General features: G+C 61.0%; 18 protein-coding genes and 1 pseudogene. 9 read left to right on the plus strand and 10 right to left on the minus strand.

Annotation, left to right across the window (positions count from 1 at the left end; genetic code table 11):
• Window positions 1-130: 130 nt before the first annotated feature.
• The gene (gene mscL / locus BFQ00_RS07400; RefSeq protein WP_065886910.1) at window positions 131-547 is read left to right on the plus strand and encodes a large-conductance mechanosensitive channel protein MscL; all 417 of its coding nucleotides are present in this window, start codon (window positions 131-133) and stop codon (window positions 545-547) included.
• Window positions 548-586: 39 nt separating this feature from the next.
• Here the strand turns inward: mscL and BFQ00_RS07405 are convergent, their stop codons facing one another.
• Window positions 587-1363 (minus strand): ferredoxin--NADP reductase, encoded by a 777-nt coding sequence (locus BFQ00_RS07405; RefSeq protein ID WP_065886909.1) that lies wholly within the window; start codon window positions 1361-1363, stop codon window positions 587-589.
• A gap of 428 nt (window positions 1364-1791) precedes the next feature.
• On the opposite strand from BFQ00_RS07405, the gene BFQ00_RS07410 reads away from it, so the two are divergent.
• Both BFQ00_RS07410 and BFQ00_RS07415 read left to right on the plus strand, forming a co-directional pair.
• The gene (locus BFQ00_RS07410) at window positions 1792-2502 is read left to right on the plus strand and encodes a helix-turn-helix transcriptional regulator (protein WP_065886908.1); all 711 of its coding nucleotides are present in this window, start codon (window positions 1792-1794) and stop codon (window positions 2500-2502) included.
• Window positions 2503-2644: 142 nt separating this feature from the next.
• Window positions 2645-3769, plus strand: coding sequence for a methyltransferase (locus tag BFQ00_RS07415; protein WP_065933057.1), 1125 nt, complete (start codon window positions 2645-2647; stop codon window positions 3767-3769).
• Window positions 3770-3837: 68 nt separating this feature from the next.
• Here BFQ00_RS07415 and BFQ00_RS07420 read toward each other — a convergent pair whose 3' ends face one another.
• Genes BFQ00_RS07420 through BFQ00_RS07430 form a run of 3 tightly spaced genes read right to left on the minus strand, consistent with a single transcriptional unit; the run spans window position 3838 to window position 6466 of the window.
• A complete protein-coding gene (locus BFQ00_RS07420) occupies window positions 3838-4005 on the minus strand; it encodes a DUF2474 domain-containing protein (RefSeq protein WP_065886906.1) in 168 nt (55 codons plus the stop codon).
• Window positions 4006-4017: 12 nt separating this feature from the next.
• Window positions 4018-5025 carry a cytochrome d ubiquinol oxidase subunit II gene (gene cydB, locus BFQ00_RS07425; protein WP_065886905.1) on the minus strand — a complete coding sequence of 336 codons (1008 nt, stop codon included), beginning with the start codon at window positions 5023-5025 and terminating at the stop codon, window positions 4018-4020.
• A 1-nt stretch (window position 5026) separates the two neighbouring features.
• The gene (locus BFQ00_RS07430; protein WP_065897633.1) at window positions 5027-6466 is read right to left on the minus strand and encodes a cytochrome ubiquinol oxidase subunit I; all 1440 of its coding nucleotides are present in this window, start codon (window positions 6464-6466) and stop codon (window positions 5027-5029) included.
• Window positions 6467-6785: 319 nt separating this feature from the next.
• Between BFQ00_RS07430 and BFQ00_RS07435 the strand changes: the two genes are divergently transcribed.
• Window positions 6786-8036, plus strand: coding sequence for an MFS transporter (locus BFQ00_RS07435; protein WP_065933058.1), 1251 nt, complete (start codon window positions 6786-6788; stop codon window positions 8034-8036).
• 531 nt (window positions 8037-8567) lie between these two features.
• Here BFQ00_RS07435 and BFQ00_RS07440 read toward each other — a convergent pair.
• The 4 genes from BFQ00_RS07440 to BFQ00_RS07455 all read right to left on the minus strand — a co-directional run bounded on the left by BFQ00_RS07440 (window position 8568) and on the right by BFQ00_RS07455 (window position 12801).
• Window positions 8568-10751 carry a xanthine dehydrogenase family protein molybdopterin-binding subunit gene (locus tag BFQ00_RS07440; protein ID WP_065933059.1) on the minus strand — a complete coding sequence of 728 codons (2184 nt, stop codon included), beginning with the start codon at window positions 10749-10751 and terminating at the stop codon, window positions 8568-8570.
• The gene (locus BFQ00_RS07445; protein WP_065886901.1) at window positions 10748-11737 is read right to left on the minus strand and encodes an FAD binding domain-containing protein; all 990 of its coding nucleotides are present in this window, start codon (window positions 11735-11737) and stop codon (window positions 10748-10750) included. Before BFQ00_RS07445 ends, BFQ00_RS07440 begins: the two co-directional genes overlap by 4 nt.
• Window positions 11734-12258: a (2Fe-2S)-binding protein gene (locus tag BFQ00_RS07450; protein ID WP_065886900.1), complete on the minus strand. Its 525-nt coding sequence runs from the start codon at window positions 12256-12258 to the stop codon at window positions 11734-11736. Before BFQ00_RS07450 ends, BFQ00_RS07445 begins: the two co-directional genes overlap by 4 nt.
• Window positions 12259-12354: 96 nt before the next feature.
• On the minus strand, window positions 12355-12801 hold the full coding sequence (locus BFQ00_RS07455; protein ID WP_065933078.1) for a DUF4879 domain-containing protein: 447 nt from the start codon (window positions 12799-12801) through the stop codon (window positions 12355-12357).
• 188 nt (window positions 12802-12989) lie between these two features.
• On the opposite strand from BFQ00_RS07455, the gene BFQ00_RS07460 reads away from it, so the two are divergent.
• Window positions 12990-14285, plus strand: a complete 1296-nt coding sequence (locus tag BFQ00_RS07460; RefSeq protein ID WP_034117796.1) for an NCS2 family permease — start codon at window positions 12990-12992, stop codon at window positions 14283-14285.
• Window positions 14282-15361 (plus strand): tRNA (uridine(54)-C5)-methyltransferase TrmA, encoded by a 1080-nt coding sequence (trmA, locus tag BFQ00_RS07465; RefSeq protein WP_065933060.1) that lies wholly within the window; start codon window positions 14282-14284, stop codon window positions 15359-15361. Before BFQ00_RS07460 ends, trmA begins: the two co-directional genes overlap by 4 nt.
• A gap of 148 nt (window positions 15362-15509) precedes the next feature.
• Here the strand turns inward: trmA and BFQ00_RS07470 are convergent, their stop codons facing one another.
• Together BFQ00_RS07470 and BFQ00_RS07475 are read right to left on the minus strand one after the other, a co-directional pair.
• Window positions 15510-15974: a DUF2442 domain-containing protein gene (locus tag BFQ00_RS07470; RefSeq protein ID WP_065886898.1), complete on the minus strand. Its 465-nt coding sequence runs from the start codon at window positions 15972-15974 to the stop codon at window positions 15510-15512.
• The gene (locus tag BFQ00_RS07475) at window positions 15971-16399 is read right to left on the minus strand and encodes a DUF4160 domain-containing protein (protein WP_065886897.1); all 429 of its coding nucleotides are present in this window, start codon (window positions 16397-16399) and stop codon (window positions 15971-15973) included. Before BFQ00_RS07475 ends, BFQ00_RS07470 begins: the two co-directional genes overlap by 4 nt.
• Window positions 16400-16730: 331 nt before the next feature.
• Between BFQ00_RS07475 and aroQ the strand changes: the two genes are divergently transcribed.
• The 3 genes and pseudogenes from aroQ to BFQ00_RS29010 all read left to right on the plus strand — a co-directional run.
• Complete coding sequence (gene aroQ / locus BFQ00_RS07480; protein ID WP_065933061.1) at window positions 16731-17177, plus strand: type II 3-dehydroquinate dehydratase; 447 nt, start codon at window positions 16731-16733, stop codon at window positions 17175-17177.
• Window positions 17177-18031 (plus strand): shikimate dehydrogenase, encoded by an 855-nt coding sequence (locus tag BFQ00_RS07485; RefSeq protein ID WP_065933062.1) that lies wholly within the window; start codon window positions 17177-17179, stop codon window positions 18029-18031. Before aroQ ends, BFQ00_RS07485 begins: the two co-directional genes overlap by 1 nt.
• 55 nt (window positions 18032-18086) lie before the next feature.
• A pseudogene (locus BFQ00_RS29010) lies at window positions 18087-18191 on the plus strand (shikimate dehydrogenase); the annotation flags it as partial.
• Window positions 18192-18307: the final 116 nt, after the last annotated feature.

Raw genomic sequence — 18307 nt, forward strand, 5'->3', positions numbered from 1 at the left:
GCACTTTGCAAACTAATTGCGTTTTAATGTGTCGATAAAAACCAACAGTGTTAAAGGTTGTGTCGCGCGAGCCCGCTACGACTGACTTACACTGACCTCCACCCTTCTCATCTGTAACAAGGAATAACTTATGGGCGTGATCAGTGAGTTCAAGGCCTTCGCGGTCAAAGGTAATGTGGTCGACATGGCCGTCGGTATTATCATCGGCGCTGCGTTCGGCAAAATTGTTTCCTCGTTTGTAGGCGACGTGGTAATGCCGCCCCTCGGCCTGTTGATCGGTGGCGTGGACTTCGGCGACCTGGCAATCACGCTTAAAGCCGCGCAAGGCGATGCGCCCGCCGTGGTGCTGGCATACGGCAAGTTCATCCAGAGCGTGGTCGACTTTTTGATCGTCGCCTTCGCCATCTTCATGGGTGTAAAGGCGATCAACCGCCTCAAGCGCGAAGAGGCCGTAGCCCCGAGCCTGCCGCCGACGCCGACCAAGCAAGAGGTGCTGCTGGGCGAGATTCGCGACCTGCTCAAGGCACAGAACGACAAACCGCTCTGACCGGCAGATGCAAAAAGGCGCCTTGTGAGGCGCCTTTTTTTACCAGTAGTTTTCCACCGCCACCTGGCCCGGGCGTCGGCTCAGGCTCAGTTGCATGTCGCGCTGCTTGAGCAACTGGCGCGTGTCATCGACCATCTGCGGGTTGCCGCAAATCAGCACGCGGGAGTGTTGCGCCGTCAACGCGATGCCGGCCGCGCGCTCCAGCTCCCCGTTCTCGATCAAGGTGGTGATGCGCCCGTTCAATGCGCCCGTATGCCGCTCGCGGGTGACGATAGGGATGTAGATCAGCTTGTGGGCGTATTCGGCCAGGTATTCGCGCTCGCCCAGGTCCTTGATCAGCGTCTGGTATGCCAGTTCCCTGGCCTCGCGTGCGCTGTACACCAGAACGATACGTTCAAATTTCTCCCACACCTCGAAATCCTGCAGGATCGACAGGAACGGTGCCACCCCGGTGCCGGTGCCCAGCAGCCACAGATCACGCCCGTCTACAAAGCGGTTCAGCGTCAGAAAGCCCGTGGCCTGGCGCTCCACCAGCAAGCTATCGCCGACTTTCAGGCGGCTCAACTCACTGGTGAACTCGCCGCCTGGAACCACGATGGAGAAGAAATCGAGGTATTCGTCAAACGGCGACGACACGATGGAGTAGGCGCGCCACACGGTACTGCCATCCGCCTTGGTGACACCCAGACGCACGAATTGGCCGGCGGTAAAGCGAAAACCGGCATCACGCGTGGTGCGCAGGGTGAAAAGGCTGGGAGTCAGCGATTGCACGTCGAGCAAGGTCTGGCGGGTAAATTTCTCAGCACTGGCCGTCATGGGGGGGCTCCGTTTTGCACAGGGCCGTAGTGTCTCTCAAAGCGCGCCGCGCAAACACCGCTGATTGGTAATGGCATTACAGTCAACCGAGTCGACGGCCCTGTCAGGCGCGTAACAATCGGTGACAAAAAGCGTCCCAACACCGAACTAAACATTTCGCTATCAATACGCCCGCAATACGCAACAACACGAAGGCGAACGTACCGATAGCGTCACTTTGACATCATTCGTAAATGATTGAAAAACTGCGCTCTCTTCCATAAGTCCGACTAAAGCCCAGTCCTTGTCCACGCTGTTACAGCCTGACCCAAGGCGGTCAAGGAGTTTTTTTTCAGCCTCACAAGTAAGACTTATCCTACACTTTCCATTCAAGTCGCATTGGGATCAGGACGTACCCAAGTCACACGAAAACCTATGGAGAGCAATCGATGGTCAAATGGCGCAATACACGGCTGCCCAAGCTTGAGGGCGAGAGCGAAATCACCAGCGTGTTTGAAATGGTCGTCAATCACACGTATGAATTAGGATTCCAACATTGCTCATTTACGATGAGTTCTCAAGCCCCAAGCAACCAAACAGACCCCATACATCTTGATAACCATCCGAGTGAATGGAGAAATATTTACAAACGAGCGCATTTCTTCGAAATAGACCCTGTTGTATCCCACTGCAAGAACAGTGTCCTGCCCATTGTCTGGGACCCGAAAACGTTTAGCAGTACCCCCCAGTTGTGGGAGTTGGCCCAGTCGTTTGGCGTGCACTTGGGCTGGACCCAGGCGGTCCATGATTTCCAGGGTGTATTCAGCATGCTCACGCTGACGCGTGGCAAAGGCGAGGTCAGCCCCGAAGAGCTTTACGAAAAAGCCGGGCAGGTGTTGTGGCTCTGTCATGCGATGCATGCAGTGGTTGCAAAAAAATACGCCGACAAAGCCCATATCAACACGCCCAGCAAGTTGACCGCACGGGAGACGGAGGTGCTCAAGTGGTCCGCCATGGGCAAGACCGCTTCCGAGATCGCGGCCATTCTCTGCCTGTCCGAGCGTACCGTGGGCTTTCATATCAGCAGTACCTTCAAGAAACTTGGCGTGCACAATAAGATCCAGGCCGTGCTCAGTGCCTCTAAAGCAGGACTGTTTTGACCCAAACAAGAAACACCGCATGTCATCGTGCTGAAAAAAAAGTAACATTTGCGGCCCATTCTGAGTGTTGATTCAGCCCTTTCACAGGTTGCCTCGCCGTTCACTCAGACGGTTCCGTCGATTACCCAGAGCCTCCCCCGCCATGCCCCTGCTTGACAGCCCCTTCGCCCAGCTCGATTTGATCCGTCAGCCCGAGCAACACAATGATCCGCTGCAAGCCTTCGATGCCGCCGACGAATACCTGCTCAACCACCTCGCCGGCCAGCAACCCCCTGCGGAAACCCGTGTGCTGGTACTTAATGACAGCTTCGGCGCCCTCGCGGCCAGCCTTGCAGGCCAGGTGCAGGTGACCTCCAGCGGGGACTCGTTCCTCGCCGCCCAAGGCCTGGGAAAAAACCTGGTGCGCAACGGTAAAGCCTTTGATGCGGTAACGTTCGTACCGGCCAGCCAAGTGCCGGTCGGGCCATTCGATCGGGTGTTGCTGCGTGTGCCGAAGACCCTGGCGCTGCTGGAAGAGCAGTTGATCCGGTTGCAGGGGCAACTGGCACCGGGCGCCGAAGTGATCGCCGGGGCCATGGTCAAACACTTGCCACGCGCCGCTGGTGAACTGCTGGAGCGTTATATCGGGCCGATGCATGCCACGCTTGCGGCAAAGAAGGCCCGGCTGCTGATCGCCACCGTCGCGCAACGCCCCGCGCCCGTATCGCCCTACCCTACCCGCTACTCGCTGGATACCCCGGCCATCGAACTGCTCAACCATGCCAACGTGTTCTGCCGCGAAGGCCTGGACATCGGCACGCGCGCCTTCCTGCCGCACCTGCCGAACAACCTGGGCGGCGCCCGCGTGGCCGACCTTGGCTGCGGCAACGGCGTATTGGCAATTGCCAGCGCGCTGCAAAATCCCGACGCGCACTACACCCTGGTGGACGAGTCCTTCATGGCGGTGCAGTCAGCTGCCGAAAACTGGCAGGTCGCGCTGGGCGGGCGTGATGTCATCGTGCGCGCCGACGACGGCCTGGCCGGCCAGGACCCGCAGTCGTTGGACGTGGTGCTGTGCAACCCGCCTTTCCACCAGCAGCAGGTGGTGGGCGACTTTCTCGCCTGGCGTATGTTCCAGCAGGCGCGGGAGGCGCTGGTGGTGGGTGGCGCGCTGTATATCGTCGGTAACCGTCACCTGGGTTATCACAGCAAATTGGCGCGCCTGTTCCGTGGCGTCGAACAAGTGGCAGCCACGCCCAAGTTTGTCATTCTCAAGGCGCGCAAATAAAAAAACCCTGCCCTTCCGGTAAGAAGAGCAGGGCTGAAAAACCGGGCCGCAAAGCCCGGATCGGGATGTCAGTGGGTGGTCAGCCCGGCCGCGTTCATGAACATGCGCATCAGGCTGGCGACGATAAACAAGGCCAGCACACTGCCGGTCCAGATCATCGCCAGCCATCCAAGGCGCCGCCACAGCGGCTGTTTCTCGGCCTGTTCGATATCGTGCAACGAAGGTTTGCCCGCCATGCTGCGACCCTCCTAGTGATAGCCGTCTTCATGGGTGACCTTGCCGCGGAACACGTAGTAGCTCCAGAAGGTGTAGCCCAGGATGAACGGAATGATGAACAAGGTCCCCACCAGCATGAAGCCCTGGCTTTGCGGCGGCGCGGCGGCGTCCCAGATCGAGACTGACGGTGGAATGATGTTCGGCCACAGGCTGATCCCCAGGCCGCTGTAACCCAGGAAGATCAATACCAGCGTCAGCAGGAACGGCGTGTAGTGCGCCCGGCGTGCCACGGCGCGGAACAACCCGTACATCGTCACCAGCACCAGCAGCGGCACGGGCAGGAACCAGAACAGATTCGGCAGGGTGAACCAGCGCGAGGCGATTTCGGCGTGGGTCAGCGGCGTCCAGAGGCTGACGATACCGATCACCGCCAACACCACGAAGGCCAGCGGGCGCGCCAGGTTGTGCATCTGTTCCTGCAACTTGCCTTCGGTCTTCATGATCAGCCAGGTGCAGCCGAGCAAGGCATACGCCACGATCAACGCCACGCCGCAGAACATCGTGAACGGGGTCAGCCAGTCCAGCGAGCCACCGGCGAACTGGCGATTCACCACCGGAATGCCATCGATAAACGCCCCCAGCGCCACGCCCTGGAAGAACGTGGCCGTCAGCGAGCCGCCGATAAACGCCTTGTCCCACAGGTGGCGCTTGTGGTCCTTGGCCTTGAAGCGGAACTCGAAGGCCACGCCGCGAAAGATCAGCCCGATCAACATCAGGATCAGCGGCAGGTACAACGCCGACAACACCACCGAATAGGCCAGCGGAAACGCACCGAACAACCCCGCGCCGCCCAATACCAGCCAGGTTTCGTTACCGTCCCAGACGGGCGCCACGGTGTTCATCATGACGTCGCGGTCGGTCTTGCCCTTCACGAACGGAAACAGGATGCCGATGCCCAGGTCGAAGCCGTCCATCACCACGTACATCATGATGCCGAAGATAATGATCACGGCCCAGATCAGCGGAAGATCAATGCCCATCTCAATGCCCCTTGTGCTGGATGTCGTCGTGGTCGTTGTCGGTGCCATCATCGGCAGCGGACAACGGACGCGCCGGGGTACGTTTCTGGCCAGGTCCACCCTGGGTCGGCTCGGTGACCTGGTAAACCACAGGCCCTTTGCGCACCAGTCGCATCATGTAACCCAGGCCCGCGCCGAACAGCGCGAAGTACACCACCACGAACAGCACCAGGGTGATAGTCATCTGCGCCAGGCTATGCCCGGAAGAGGCATCCGCCGTGCGCATCAGCCCGTAGACCACCCACGGCTGGCGGCCGATTTCGGTGGTGAACCAGCCGGCGAGAATCGCGATCAACCCTGAAGGGCCCATCCACAACGCCAGGTACAGGAACGGCTTGGACGTGTACATCTTGTCGCCGCGGCGCAGCCACAGGCTGAACAGCCCCGTGAAGATCATCAGGAAACCCAGGCCGACCATGACCCGGAACGACCAGAACACCACGGTCGAATTCGGCCGGTCTTCAGGCGGGAAGTCCTTGAGCGCCGGCACCTGTTTGTCCAGCGAGTGGGTCAGGATCAGGCTGCCCAGGTAAGGGATTTCCACCGCGTACTTGGTTTTTTCCGCCTTCATGTCCGGCCAGCCGAACAGGATCAGCGGCGTGGGTTCATTGCCGATGTTTTCCCAGTGACCTTCAATCGCGGCGATTTTGGCCGGTTGGTGCTTCAGGGTATTGAGGCCGTGGAAGTCGCCGATCACCGCCTGGATCGGCGCGACGATCAAGGCCATCCACATTGCCATCGAGAGCATCTTGCGGATCGCCGGGTTGTCCTTGCCGCGCAGCAGGTGCCAGGCCGCCGACGAACCGACGAAGAACGCCGTGGCCACGAAGGCAGCGGTGGCCATGTGCGCCAGGCGGTAGGGGAACGAGGGGTTGAAGACCACGGCGAACCAATCGGTGGGGATCACGCGGCCATCGACGATTTCAAAGCCTTGGGGTGTCTGCATCCAGCTGTTGGAGGAGAGAATCCAGAACGTCGAAATCAGCGTACCGATCGCCACCATCACGGTGGAGAAGAAGTGCAGGTTGCGCCCTACCTTGTTCCAGCCAAACAGCATCACGCCCAGGAAACCGGCTTCGAGGAAGAAGGCGGTGAGCACTTCGTACGTCAGCAGCGGCCCGGTGACGGCGCCGGCGAAGTCCGAGAACCTGCTCCAGTTGGTGCCGAACTGGTAAGCCATGACCAGGCCGGAGACCACGCCCATGCCGAAGTTGACGGCAAAGATCTTCGACCAGAAATGGTAGAGGTCACGGTAGGTGTCATTGCGGGTCTTGAGCCACAAGCCCTCCAGCACCGCGAGGTAACTGGCCAGGCCGATGGTGATCGCCGGGAACAGGATGTGAAACGAGATGGTGAACGCAAATTGAATTCGGGCGAGATCTAGCGCCTCCAAACCGAACATAAGTCTTCCTCTGTCAGGTAATACCGGCTGCGGGCTCGGAGCCTGCACCCACTGCCCCCACGGATATGGAGTGTGGCGAATTTCAATTCGTTTCTTTTTTTACCCGTCACGCAGGGAGTCTGGCCTTTCGACCGCCAGAACAATCCCCTGGCAGGTTTTGATCTGGATCAAGCATCGTTGAAAGAGTAGTCCCATTTGCGCTGTCCGGTTGTGTGGTCTTTTGCCGCGTGACAGCTTGCCTCACCCGAGTTATTGCAACTCTTTGTTACAACATAATGCTAATCTCGATGTTCACTCCGACCCCCGACCTGTACGCCCAATGTCTAGCGAACCCGCGTTGCTGTTACGTCACCACCGCCCTTTCGTCGCGTTCTGGCTGGCGCGGATCTTTACCGCCAGCGGCTTCCAGATGCTGACCGTGGCCATCGGCTGGAACCTCTACCAACTGACCGGCAATGTGCTGGACCTGGGATTGGTCGGCCTGGTGGAGTTCGTGCCGCGTGTGCTGTTCATGCTGCACACCGGGCACGTGGCCGATCGCTATGAGCGACGCAAGGTCGCCGCCATCTGCCAGACCGTCCAGGCGCTGATTGCCCTGTCCCTGGCCATCGGCGGGCTGACCGGCAACGTAACCCGCGAGATGATCTTCATTCTCGCCTTCCTGCTGGGCGCCGCCCGTTCATTCGAAATGCCCACCACCCAGGCAATGCTGCCCAGTATCGTGCCCGCCACGCTGTTCCCCCGGGCCGTGGCGTCGTCGCAATCGGCCCAGCAATTGGCGACCATCGTCGCCCCGGCCCTCGGCGGCTTGCTCTACGCGTTCGGCAGCGTGTGGGTGTACGGCCCGACCGTGGTGCTGTACCTGATCGCCTGCGGGCTGACCCTGAACCTCCCCGCCCGCCAGACGCCGCTGAACAAAGGCAAGGCCACCCTCGACTCGTTACTGGCCGGGATTCGCTTTATCCGCAGCCGGCCGGACATCCTCGGCGCCATCTCCCTGGACCTGTTCGCCGTACTGTTGGGCGGCGCCACCGCGCTATTGCCGGTGTTCGCCAAGGACATCCTGTTGACCGGCCCCTGGGGCCTGGGCCTGCTGCGCTCGGCACCGGCGGTGGGGGCGCTGCTGATGTCACTGTGGCTGGCGCGCTTTTCGGTGGACCGCAAAGTGGGACGCGTAATGTTCACCGCCGTCGGCGTGTTCGGCGTGGCGACCATCGCGTTCGGCCTGTCGACCTCGTTCTGGTTCTCCCTGGCCGTACTGGTGGTCCTCGGCGCGGCGGACATGATCAGCATGGTGATCCGGGCTTCGTTCGTGCAACTGGAAACACCGGATGAAATGCGCGGCCGAGTGAGCGCAGTCAACGGCTTGTTTATCGGCGCATCCAATCAACTGGGTGAGTTCGAATCGGGCATCACCGCGCACTGGTTCGGCACGGTGCCCGCCGTCGTCATGGGCGGCGTGGGTACGCTGGTCGTGACCGGAGTGTGGATCAAACTGTTCCCGACCCTGGCCAACCGCGACCGTATGCATGTTCCGGTGGAAGAAACGGCCTTGAAAACCACCGCCTGACCCGCTTTGACAATAAGGTCAAATGTGGCATGGGGCTTGCCCCCGATAGCCAGCCCCGGATAACCCCGGATAGCCATAGTTATCGACGCAACTTTGTAGCGCCAACCGTAACCACGATGCGCAGCGAGTCGCTCTTGATCTTGATCTGCTCTTGATCCTAGGCGCCCCGTTAAACCACGCTGGCCGAACGCAGGCTTGAATCCGTGGGCAACCCGGCAGGACGCCGGGTTAGCCGCCCCGCGCCATGGATGGCGCGGGGCGGCGGCCCACGGATTCAAGCCTTCGTTCGGGCACACCGAGCCTAGGCGAGGTGCCGAGTGGTGGGGCAAGAGCGTTTTGCTTACTTTTGCGCTTTTCAAAAGTGAGCCGCTGTAAAAGCGGAACCATTAGCAGCCGTTACCGCAGAAACGGATATGTACTCGTTCCAATCCAGCATCCTGGCCAGCCCAGAGGCCGCCATCGGGGGCAAGCCCCCTCCCACATTTGGACAGTGGCGCATCAGTAAAACAGCTATGGGCTGCCCCCTGCCTTTTAGAGCACCTTGTCCAAGGTAATCGGAAACTCCCGAACCCGTTTGCCAGTAGCGTGATAGATAGCATTCGCCACCGCCGCCGCCACCCCGACAATACCGATCTCTCCCACACCCTTGGACCCCAGGGCATTGACGATCTCGTCATGCTCTTCGACAAACAGCACATCAATCTCGCCAATATCGGCATTCACCGGGATATGGTACTCGGCCAGACTGTGGTTCATGTAGCGTCCCAGTTCATGATCAACCTGAGTCTCTTCATGCAGCGCCATGCCAATCCCCCACACCACGCCACCAAGGATCTGGCTGCGCGCCATTTTCGGATTGACCACACGCCCGGCCGCAATCGCACTGACCACGCGGCTGACCTTGATGGTGCCAAGGTCCTCGTCCACGCGAACTTCGACAAACACCGCCGAATGGGTGGCACTGGCATAGCCCTCGCGCTTCTTGTCAGGCTCGCTGTCTACCTGCACCTCCAGCGCGTCCTCACCGCTGTCCTTGACCAACTGCGCCAGCGACACACTCACATCGCCAGTATGCAACTGACCCTCTTCGAATCGCACGGACTCGGCGTCCTTGAACACCGGGTAGACCTGCCGCGCGGTTTCCAGCAGTTTCGCATTGAGCGCTTCACAGGCCTGCTGCACGGCGGTACCAACGGACGACACGGTAAACGAGCCGCCCTGCAAGGGCGCCGTGGGCAAGGACGAATCGCCCAGCAGGAAGCTGATATCGCCCATCGCCACGCCGCTGGCCTGGGCCGCGATCTGGGTCATCACGGTGTAGGTGCCGGTACCGATATCGGTGGTGGCGCTGCTGACGGTGAGTTTTCCGTCCCGGTCGATGCGCGCCTTGGCACTGGCTTTCATCTGCATGGCTTCCCACACCCCGCCGGCCATGCCCCAGCCGATCAACTGGCGGCCGTCGCGCATGCTGCGCGGTTCGGGGTTGCGCTGGCTCCAGCCGAAACGCTCGGCGCCTTCGCTGTAACACTCGCGCAGGGCCTTGCTCGACCAGGGTTTGTCCTCGTTCTGGTTACGCTCGGCGTAGTTGATCAGGCGCAGTTGCACCGGGTCGATGGCCAGGGCACAGGCCAGTTCGTCCATGGCGCACTCCAGGCCGATCACGCCCAGGGCAGCACCGGGAGCGCGCATGTCCAGTGGGGTGAAGACGTCCAGCGGTACCAGCTTGTAGGTCAACTGCACGTTATCGCAGTGGTAGAGCATGCCGCTCCATTCCACCACGTGTTCGCTGAAATCCTCGAAGCGCGAGGTCTGGCCGATTGCGGTATGCCCCAGCGCCAGCAGGCGCCCGTTGGCGGCGGCGCCCATCTGCAAGCGCTGCAAAGTGCGCGGGCGGTAGCCGAAGGTGAACATCTGCTGCCGGGTCAGGGTGACGCGTACCGAGCGCTTCAATGCCAGCGATGCCATGACCGCCAGCGGCAATTGGTACTGCGGGCGCAGGCCCGAACCAAAGGCACCGCCGACAAACGCGGCAAAGATGCGCACCTGGCTTTTATCCAGGCCAAACACTTTCTGCACATAGGCCTGGCAGTTCTGCGGCCCCTGGGTCTTGTCGTGGATATGCAGCGTGCCGTCCGGCTGGTACAGCACGGTGCTGGCGTGGGGTTCCATCGGGTTATGGTGTTCGATGGGCGTGCTGTAGTGCAGATCGAGGCTGATGGCGGCGCCGGCCCATTCGGCCTGGAAATTGCCACGCGGGCCGGGCGGGGTCTGCGGCGAAGGGTGGGCCGATTCCTGCTGGGTGATCAGGTCCGTCTCGAAGTCTTCGGGCGCGTATTCAATCTCCACCAGCGAGCCGGCATGCCTGGCCAGCTCCAGGTTATCGGCGATCACCAGCGCCAGCGGCTGCCCGCTGTAGAGCACGCGGTCGTTGTACAGCGGGCGAAACGACGAGCCGTCGGCGGCATCCGCATCGGCGAAGGCATCGTCGTAGCTGGCGATCCTGGGGCGATTGAGGTGATCAATCACTTCCACCACGCCCGGCAAGGCCAGGGCCCTGGAGGCATCGATCCGGATGACCCGGCCTTTGGCGATGGTGCTAGATACCACACTGCCATGCAGCAGGCCGTCTTCGGGAAATTCACCGGCGTAGCGCGCCTGGCCGGTGACCTTGAGCAGACCGTCGACACGGTCCAGGGGTTTGCCGATGGCACTCATGGCTGTTCTCCCGCGACCGCAGCGTCGCTCAGTGCTCGAATGATTGCGCGACGCGCCAGCTTGATCTTGAAGCCGTTGTGTTGCAGCGGCTCGGCATCTTGCAGCAGGGCATCGGCGGCGTTACTGAAGGTTTCGCGGCTGACGGTGCGGCCGATCAGAGACGCCTCCACCGCACGGTCACGCCAGGGTTTGTGGGCCACACCGCCAAGGGCCAGGCGGGCGTCGATGATCTCGTCGCCGTCCAACTCCAAGGCAGCGGCAACCGACACCAGCGCAAACGCGTAGGACGCGCGGTCGCGGATCTTCAGGTAGTGACTGTGGCGAGCCAGGTTATCGGCGGGCAATTCCACGGCGGTGATCAGTTCGTCATCGGCCAATTGGTTGTCCCGTTGCGGCGCATCACCCGGCAGGCGGTGGAAGTCGGCAAACTCGATAACCCGCGCCCCGCCGCGCCCTTGCACATGCACCCGCGCCTCCAGCGCTGCCAGGGCCACGCACATGTCCGAAGGGTGCGTGGCGACGCATTGCGCGCTGGCGCCAAGGATTGCGTGGATGCGATTCAAGCCGGTGCGCGCCGGGCAGCCGCTGCCGGGCTCGCGCTTGTTGCACGGCACCGTGGCGTCATAGAAATAGTAGCAACGGGTGCGTTGCAACAGGTTGCCACCGGTACTGGCCATGTTGCGCAGTTGCGGCGAGGCCCCGGCCAGGATGGCCTGGGACAGCAACGGGTAACGCTGCTCGATCAGCGGGTGCCAGGCCAGGTCGGCATTGCTCACCAGCGCGCCAATGAGCAGGCCGCCCTCGGCGGTTTCTTCGATGGCGCGCAGCGGCAATCCGGTGATATCAATCAAGTGGTCGGGGCGGCTGATGTTCTCTTTCATCAGGTCCAGCAGGTTGGTGCCGCCGGCAATGAAGCGCGACGCCGCACTGCTCAGGTGCACCGCCTCGTGCACATCGGCCGGTTTGCTGTACTGGAAGGGATTCATTGCTCACCTCCGCGGTTGCGGCACGCCGGCAGCGCGTCTTCGATGGCGTCGCGGATATTGCTGTAGGCACCGCAGCGGCACAGGTTGCCGCTCATCAATTCCTGGATCTGCGCAGTGTCGTGGGCGCGGCCTTCGTTGGCCAGGCCGACCGCCGAGCAGATCTGGCCGGGGGTGCAATAGCCGCACTGGAAGGCATCGTGCTTGATAAAGGCTTGCTGCATCGGATGCAATTGGTCGCCGTCGGCCAGGCCTTCGATGGTGGTCAGCTCGGCGCCGTCACACATCACGGCCAGGGTCAGGCAGGCGTTTACGCGTTTGCCGTCACGCAACACGGTGCAGGCACCGCATTGGCCGTGGTCACAGCCCTTTTTGCTGCCAACCAAGTCCAGTTGTTCGCGCAGCAGGTCCAGCAAGGTGGTCCAGGGCAGCACACTCAATTGGCGATCCTGGCCATTCAAGGTCAAGCGTATCGGGTGGGCAACGTACGGCTGGGCCGCCGCGCCATTGGGGGTCGCGCTCATAAACACCTCACGGGTTGGTGTACATCCGCGGCGTTCAGGAAAATCGCCGTCTCAGGGGTACGACTTCCCGAGGTTTTGAGCGTTCAAGATGATTGATCAGTGGATATTGAGTGTTGCGGTCAACGTATTTTGCGGCGGGTTGATCGACGAATTGCTGTAGATGAAGTCCCCCGGGCCCTCGACATTCAGGTCGAACACATAGATATAGCCCATCAGCGTGCCCGCGCCATTGCACGCCTGGCTGATGTTGCCGACCTGGCACACCGCCGTGCGCTGGCCATTGAGCACCGCACCGTTGAAGCGCCCGACCGGATTGTTGCCCAGGCCCACTTCCATCACCGACACCTGGGTTGGCCCGCGATGTGTACACATCTGAGTGACGGTGACGCGCTCCGGGATGGTTTCCGTGCAAGTGGGCGACTCGACCTTGAACACCCGCACCTCGCTCAAAGCCGGTGCAGTCGCGCCCCACGCCGGTGCTGCGCCCAGCCACAGGCTGATACTGGCGATCAGCGCTAGACTCCACACGTTGGCTTTTTTCATGCTGTCGATGACCCACTGTTGAACGTCGCTGCAGTATGCCTCAAGGCCATGCGCCACACAGCCTCGGCTGCTGGTATGATGCGCCGCTTTTTCCGATCCTCTCTGAAGCCACAGGCGCTTGGCGCAGTTTGTGCTTTGACTTAGAGGTCAACAAATCACGACGCAAGATAGCGTCACAGGGAGCCGGCATGCTGGAAAAGCTGTTTCAACTCAAAGCCCACAACACCAATGTGCGCACCGAGATTCTCGCGGGTATCACCACATTCCTTGCCATGGCCTACATCCTGTTCGTCAACCCGAGCATCCTCGGCGAAACCGGCATGGACAAAGGCGCAGTGTTTGTCGCGACCTGCCTGGCGGCGGCCATCGGTTCCACCGTGATGGGCCTGATCGCCAACTACCCGATTGCGCTGGCGCCGGGCATGGGCCTGAACGCCTTCTTTACCTATACCGTGGTGCTGCACATGGGCCACACCTGGCAGGTTGCGCTGGGGGCGGTATTCATTTCGGCGGTGCTGTTCTTCCTGCTGTCGATCTTCCGTATCCGTGAGTGGATCATCAACAGCATTCCCCTGCCCCTGCGCTCGGCGATTGCTGCCGGTATCGGCCTGTTCCTGGCGCTGATCGCCCTGCACAACGCCGGTATCGTGGTCGCCAATCCGGCCACGCTGGTGGGCCTGGGCGATCTGAAACAACCGGCGCCGATCCTGGCAACCCTGGGCTTCGTGCTGATCGTCGCGCTGGAAGCCCTGGCAGTGCGCGGTGCCGTGTTGATCGGCATCCTGGCGGTGACCATTGTCTCGATCCTGCTGGGCGTCACCCCGTTCGGCGGCGTGACCTCCATGCCACCGTCACTGGCCCCGACCTTCCTGCAACTGGACATCAAGGGCGCGCTGGATATCGGCCTGGTCAGCGTGATCTTTGCGTTCCTGTTCGTCGACCTGTTCGACAACTCCGGCACCCTGATCGGCGTCGCCAAGCGCGCCGGCCTGATGGGCAAGGACGGCCATATGCCGAAAATGGGCCGTGCGCTGATCGCCGACAGTACGGCGGCCATGGCCGGCTCGCTGCTGGGCACCTCGACCACCACCAGCTACATCGAATCCGCCGCCGGCGTGAGCGCCGGTGGCCGTACCGGCTTGACCGCCATCGTGGTCGCGATCCTGTTCCTGCTGGCACTGTTCTTCTCGCCCCTGGCGGCCAGCGTACCGGCCTTCGCCACCGCGCCGGCGCTGCTGTTCGTGGCGGTGTTGATGACGTCCGGCCTGGCCGAAATCGACTGGGATGACATTACTGTGGCAGCGCCGGTGGTGATCACCGCCCTGGCGATGCCCTTCACTTACTCCATCGCCAACGGCATCGCCTTCGGTTTCATCGCCTGGACCGCCATCAAGCTGCTTTCGGGCCGCTACCGTGAGCTGAACCCGGCACTGGTGATTCTGTCGATCCTGTTCGTGATCAAGCTGGGCTGGTTCAACGCATGACTTTCGACGCCGCACACTACACCGTTCAACTGCAAGACAAGGTCACGCGTTTGCGTGACCTGTTGGCCCCCTTCGACGCGCCCGAACCGCAGGTCTTCGACTCGCCGCTGCAGAACTTCCGCCTGCGCGCCGAGTTCCGCCTGTGGCGCGAAGGCGGGGATCGCCACTACGCCATGTTCGCCCAGGACGACAAGCGCACGCCGATCCTCATTGAAGAATTTCCCATTGCCAGCCAGCGCATCAACCAATTGATGCCGCAGCTCAAGGCCGCCTGGCAAGCCAGCGCCGCCCTGAGCCACAAGCTGTTCCAGGTGGAGTTCCTGACCACCCTGGCCGGCGACGCGATGATCACCCTGTGCTATCACCGCCCGCTGGACGAACACTGGCACGCCGCCGCCAACCAGCTGGCGGCCGAGCTGGACGTGAGCATCATCGGTCGCTCCAAGGGCAAGCGCGATGTCATCGGCCGCGACTACGTGGTGGAAAAACTCGAGGTCGGCGGCCGCACGTTCAGCTACCGCCAACCCGAAGGCGCCTTCACCCAGCCCAACGGCACGGTGAACCGCAAGATGCTCAACTGGGCGTACGACGCCCTGGGCGATCGCCCGGACGACTTGCTGGAGCTGTACTGCGGCAACGGCAATTTCACCCTGCCGCTGGCGACCCGCGTGCGCAAGGTGCTGGCCACCGAAATCAGCAAGACGTCGGTCAATGCGGCCCTGAGCAACCTCGATGAAAATGGCGTGGATAACGTCACCCTGGTGCGCCTTTCCGCCGAAGAACTTACCGAGGCGCTGAATGAAGTGCGACCGTTCCGCCGCCTGCACGGCATCGACCTGAAAAGCTACGAATTCGGCAGCGTATTCGTCGACCCGCCCCGCGCCGGCATGGACCCGGACACCTGCGAACTGACCCGGCGTTTCGACAACATCCTGTATATCTCCTGCAACCCGGAGACGCTGGCGGCGAACATTGCGCAACTGCATGACACGCATCGCATTACTCAATGCGCGATGTTTGACCAGTTCCCGTGGACGCACCATATGGAATCGGGTGTATTGCTGACCCGGCGGTAATCTGCGGGGTATGAGTATCGCCAGTTAAGGCTTTTGCAGGAGCGAGCTTGCGCGCGAAAAACGTCAACGATAACGCATGCTTCCTGGATAAACGCGGTGCCTATGAGTTTTTCGCGAGCTCGCTCCTACAGCTCCCCTATTTGGTTATTCAAGTGTCTGTTGGATCTGAGGTCTGCGGTACCTCCTTGCGTGGCCGGCCACCCTTCTTGCCATTGGCACGAGCGGCGGCGGATTTGGCAGCGCTGCTTTTGCGGCCGTTGCGCGATGCCACCAGGCTGGTAGCCAGGTCCATCAGAGGTTGGCTTGTAGCGATCAAGCCGGTGATCGAAACATCCAGGTCCTGGGCCTCACAGCTAATCGCCTTGCCACCGAAAGTCACTTCCAACTGCTGGAAATCTTTCTCTGAAAACCCTTCGAACTCCGGCAGGCCAGCCGCCGGCAACATGACGCGGCTACCATCGCTGAAGCCAATGGAGAGGCAGTCGTTTTCATAACGCACATCGCTGGCGTTGGCGTACAGGCGTTTCAACCTGCGTCCTCGGGCGATTGCCTTGTCAACGTCGGCATCAGTGAGAGGTACATAAGGTGTGACTTTGGCTTTTATGATTTTCATAAATTAATCCCCACACAATCTGGCGCTCTTACCAGATTCAAAATAGTCCGTTGCTCTACGACGTCGTGCCTGGCGCTTGAGATGACGTAGACGCCTTGTCGAATGACCAACCCTGGAACCAACTCACCAGCGTCCCAATTCCAGGAATGATTCTCCAGGCAAACCGTCTGCAGTTTTTCCCACCAAATCCTGCGTGCCCGCGCCAAGTAATGCCGTTGCATGATGGCCCCGCGTATCTCCTTCAGAACCGATAGGGGTGGCTGCCTCCGTTCAGGCTCCACATCCCATAATTCAACGTCCCCGTCCACGAAACTGAAACGAAAACGCGCATCCCATTCCTTGCCCCTGACATGCACATGGGGCGGGCAATGCTCATCCCTGAGAAATACCGAGATTACATATCCCTTGTAAGCACCTACTCTCATCGTAACCCATCCGTTAGGTTATTTTCCGCCAGGTAACAATTTTCCCGTGTCACCCGACAACCGGCTTCATGCTCACGAAGCTGCGTCAGAGATTAGTAACGACGAACAAACCGGCGAATACCGGGTTGTAACCACTCATGCCAACAGCTGGGGATACTTGGGCCACGCCCGCAGAACGTGTTCCCTCAGCAATCCGGCGTAACACATCGAGTGAAGCTGCCCTGCTGATTAACGGTTCGATAATCGAACAACTCCAGCAACTTCGTTTGACCAAATTAACCATTCAGTACATTTTATCTCCACAACCAATAAAAACTCTGGAGACCCCTCTATGCCGCCTATCGTGCTGGTGCTCAACGGCCCCAATCTCAACCTGCTCGGCACCCGCGAGCCGGCCACTTACGGTCACGAAACCCTGGCTGACATCGCCGCCCTGTGTGGCCGCAGCGCCGAAAAACTCGGGCTGAGCATCGAGTTTCGCCAGACCAACCATGAAGGCGAACTGCTCGACTGGATTCACGCCGCCCGTGCCCGTTGCGCCGGGATCGTGATCAATCCGGCGGCATGGACCCACACCTCGGTGGCGATTCGCGATGCGCTGGTGGCCAGCGAAGTCCCGGTGATCGAGGTGCATTTATCCAACGTGCATGCCCGTGAGGCGTTTCGCCATCACTCCTTTGTCTCGCCCGTCGCCAAGGCGGTACTGGCCGGATTTGGCAGCCATGGCTACCACTTGGCCCTGGAGCATTTCAGCCACTCGTTGAAAGGATGCGCGTGATGAAACCCCGTGTTCTCGCCGGCCTGATCGGCGCCGGCATCCAGGCCTCCCGCACGCCCGCCCTGCATGAACAGGAAGGTGACGCCCAGGGCTTGCGCTATTTGTATCGCCTGATCGATCTGGACGCGCAGCGCCTGGACAGCCGTGCCCTGCCCGATCTGCTGCGTGCCGCTGAACAGATGCACTTCACCGGCTTGAACATTACCTACCCGTGCAAGCAGGCGATCCTGCCGTTGCTCGATGAATTGTCCGACGAGGCCAGGGGCATTGGTGCGGTTAATACGGTGGTATTCAAAGGCGGCAAGCGCATCGGCCATAACACCGATTGCCTGGGCTTCGCCGAAGGTTTCCGACGCAACTTCAATGATGTGCCACGCCAGCGCGTGGTGCAGATGGGCGCCGGCGGTGCGGGCGCAGCAGTGGCGCACGCGCTGCTGGCCGAGGGCGTGGAACAACTGAGCATTTTCGACGTGGACACCGCCCGTGCGCGCGAGCTTGTGGATAACCTCGCCCGGAGTTTTGGCGACGGGCGCGCCCAGGTCGGCAGCCACTTGGCCAACGCCATGGCCGAGGCGCAGGGTTTGGTCAATACCACCCCGATGGGCATGGCCAAGCTGCCCGGCACACCCGTGCCGGCCGAGTGGCTACACGCCGGGCTGTGGGTGGCGGAAATCGTGTATTTCCCGTTGGAAACCCAATTGCTGCGTGACGCCCGTACCCTGGGTTGCCGCACCCTGGATGGCGGCAATATGGCGGTGTTTCAGGCAGTGAAGGCGTTTGAGTTGTTCTGCGGCGCGGCGGCGGATGCAGACCGGATGCTGGCGCACTTCCAGAGCATGAACACCTCACTGTAGAAACCGGTGTAAAAATGTGGGAGGGGGCTTGCCCCCGATTGCACTCAGCCCTGAAATGGCGGTGTTTCAGGCGGTGAAGGCGTTTGAGTTGTTCTGCGGCGCGGCGGCGGATGCAGACCGGATGCTGGCGCACTTCCAGAGCATGAACACCTCACTGTAGAAACCGGTGTAAAAATGTGGGAGGGGGCTTGCCCCCGATTGCAGTCTGTCAGTCAGGCATGTGTTGACTGATACACCGCGATCGGGGGCAAGCCCCCTCCCACATTGGTCACTCGG

Origin of the sequence: Pseudomonas sp. 28 E 9, assembly GCF_900004785.1 — a bacterium.
Taxonomy (GTDB): Bacteria; Pseudomonadota; Gammaproteobacteria; order Pseudomonadales; family Pseudomonadaceae; genus Aquipseudomonas; species Aquipseudomonas orientalis_A.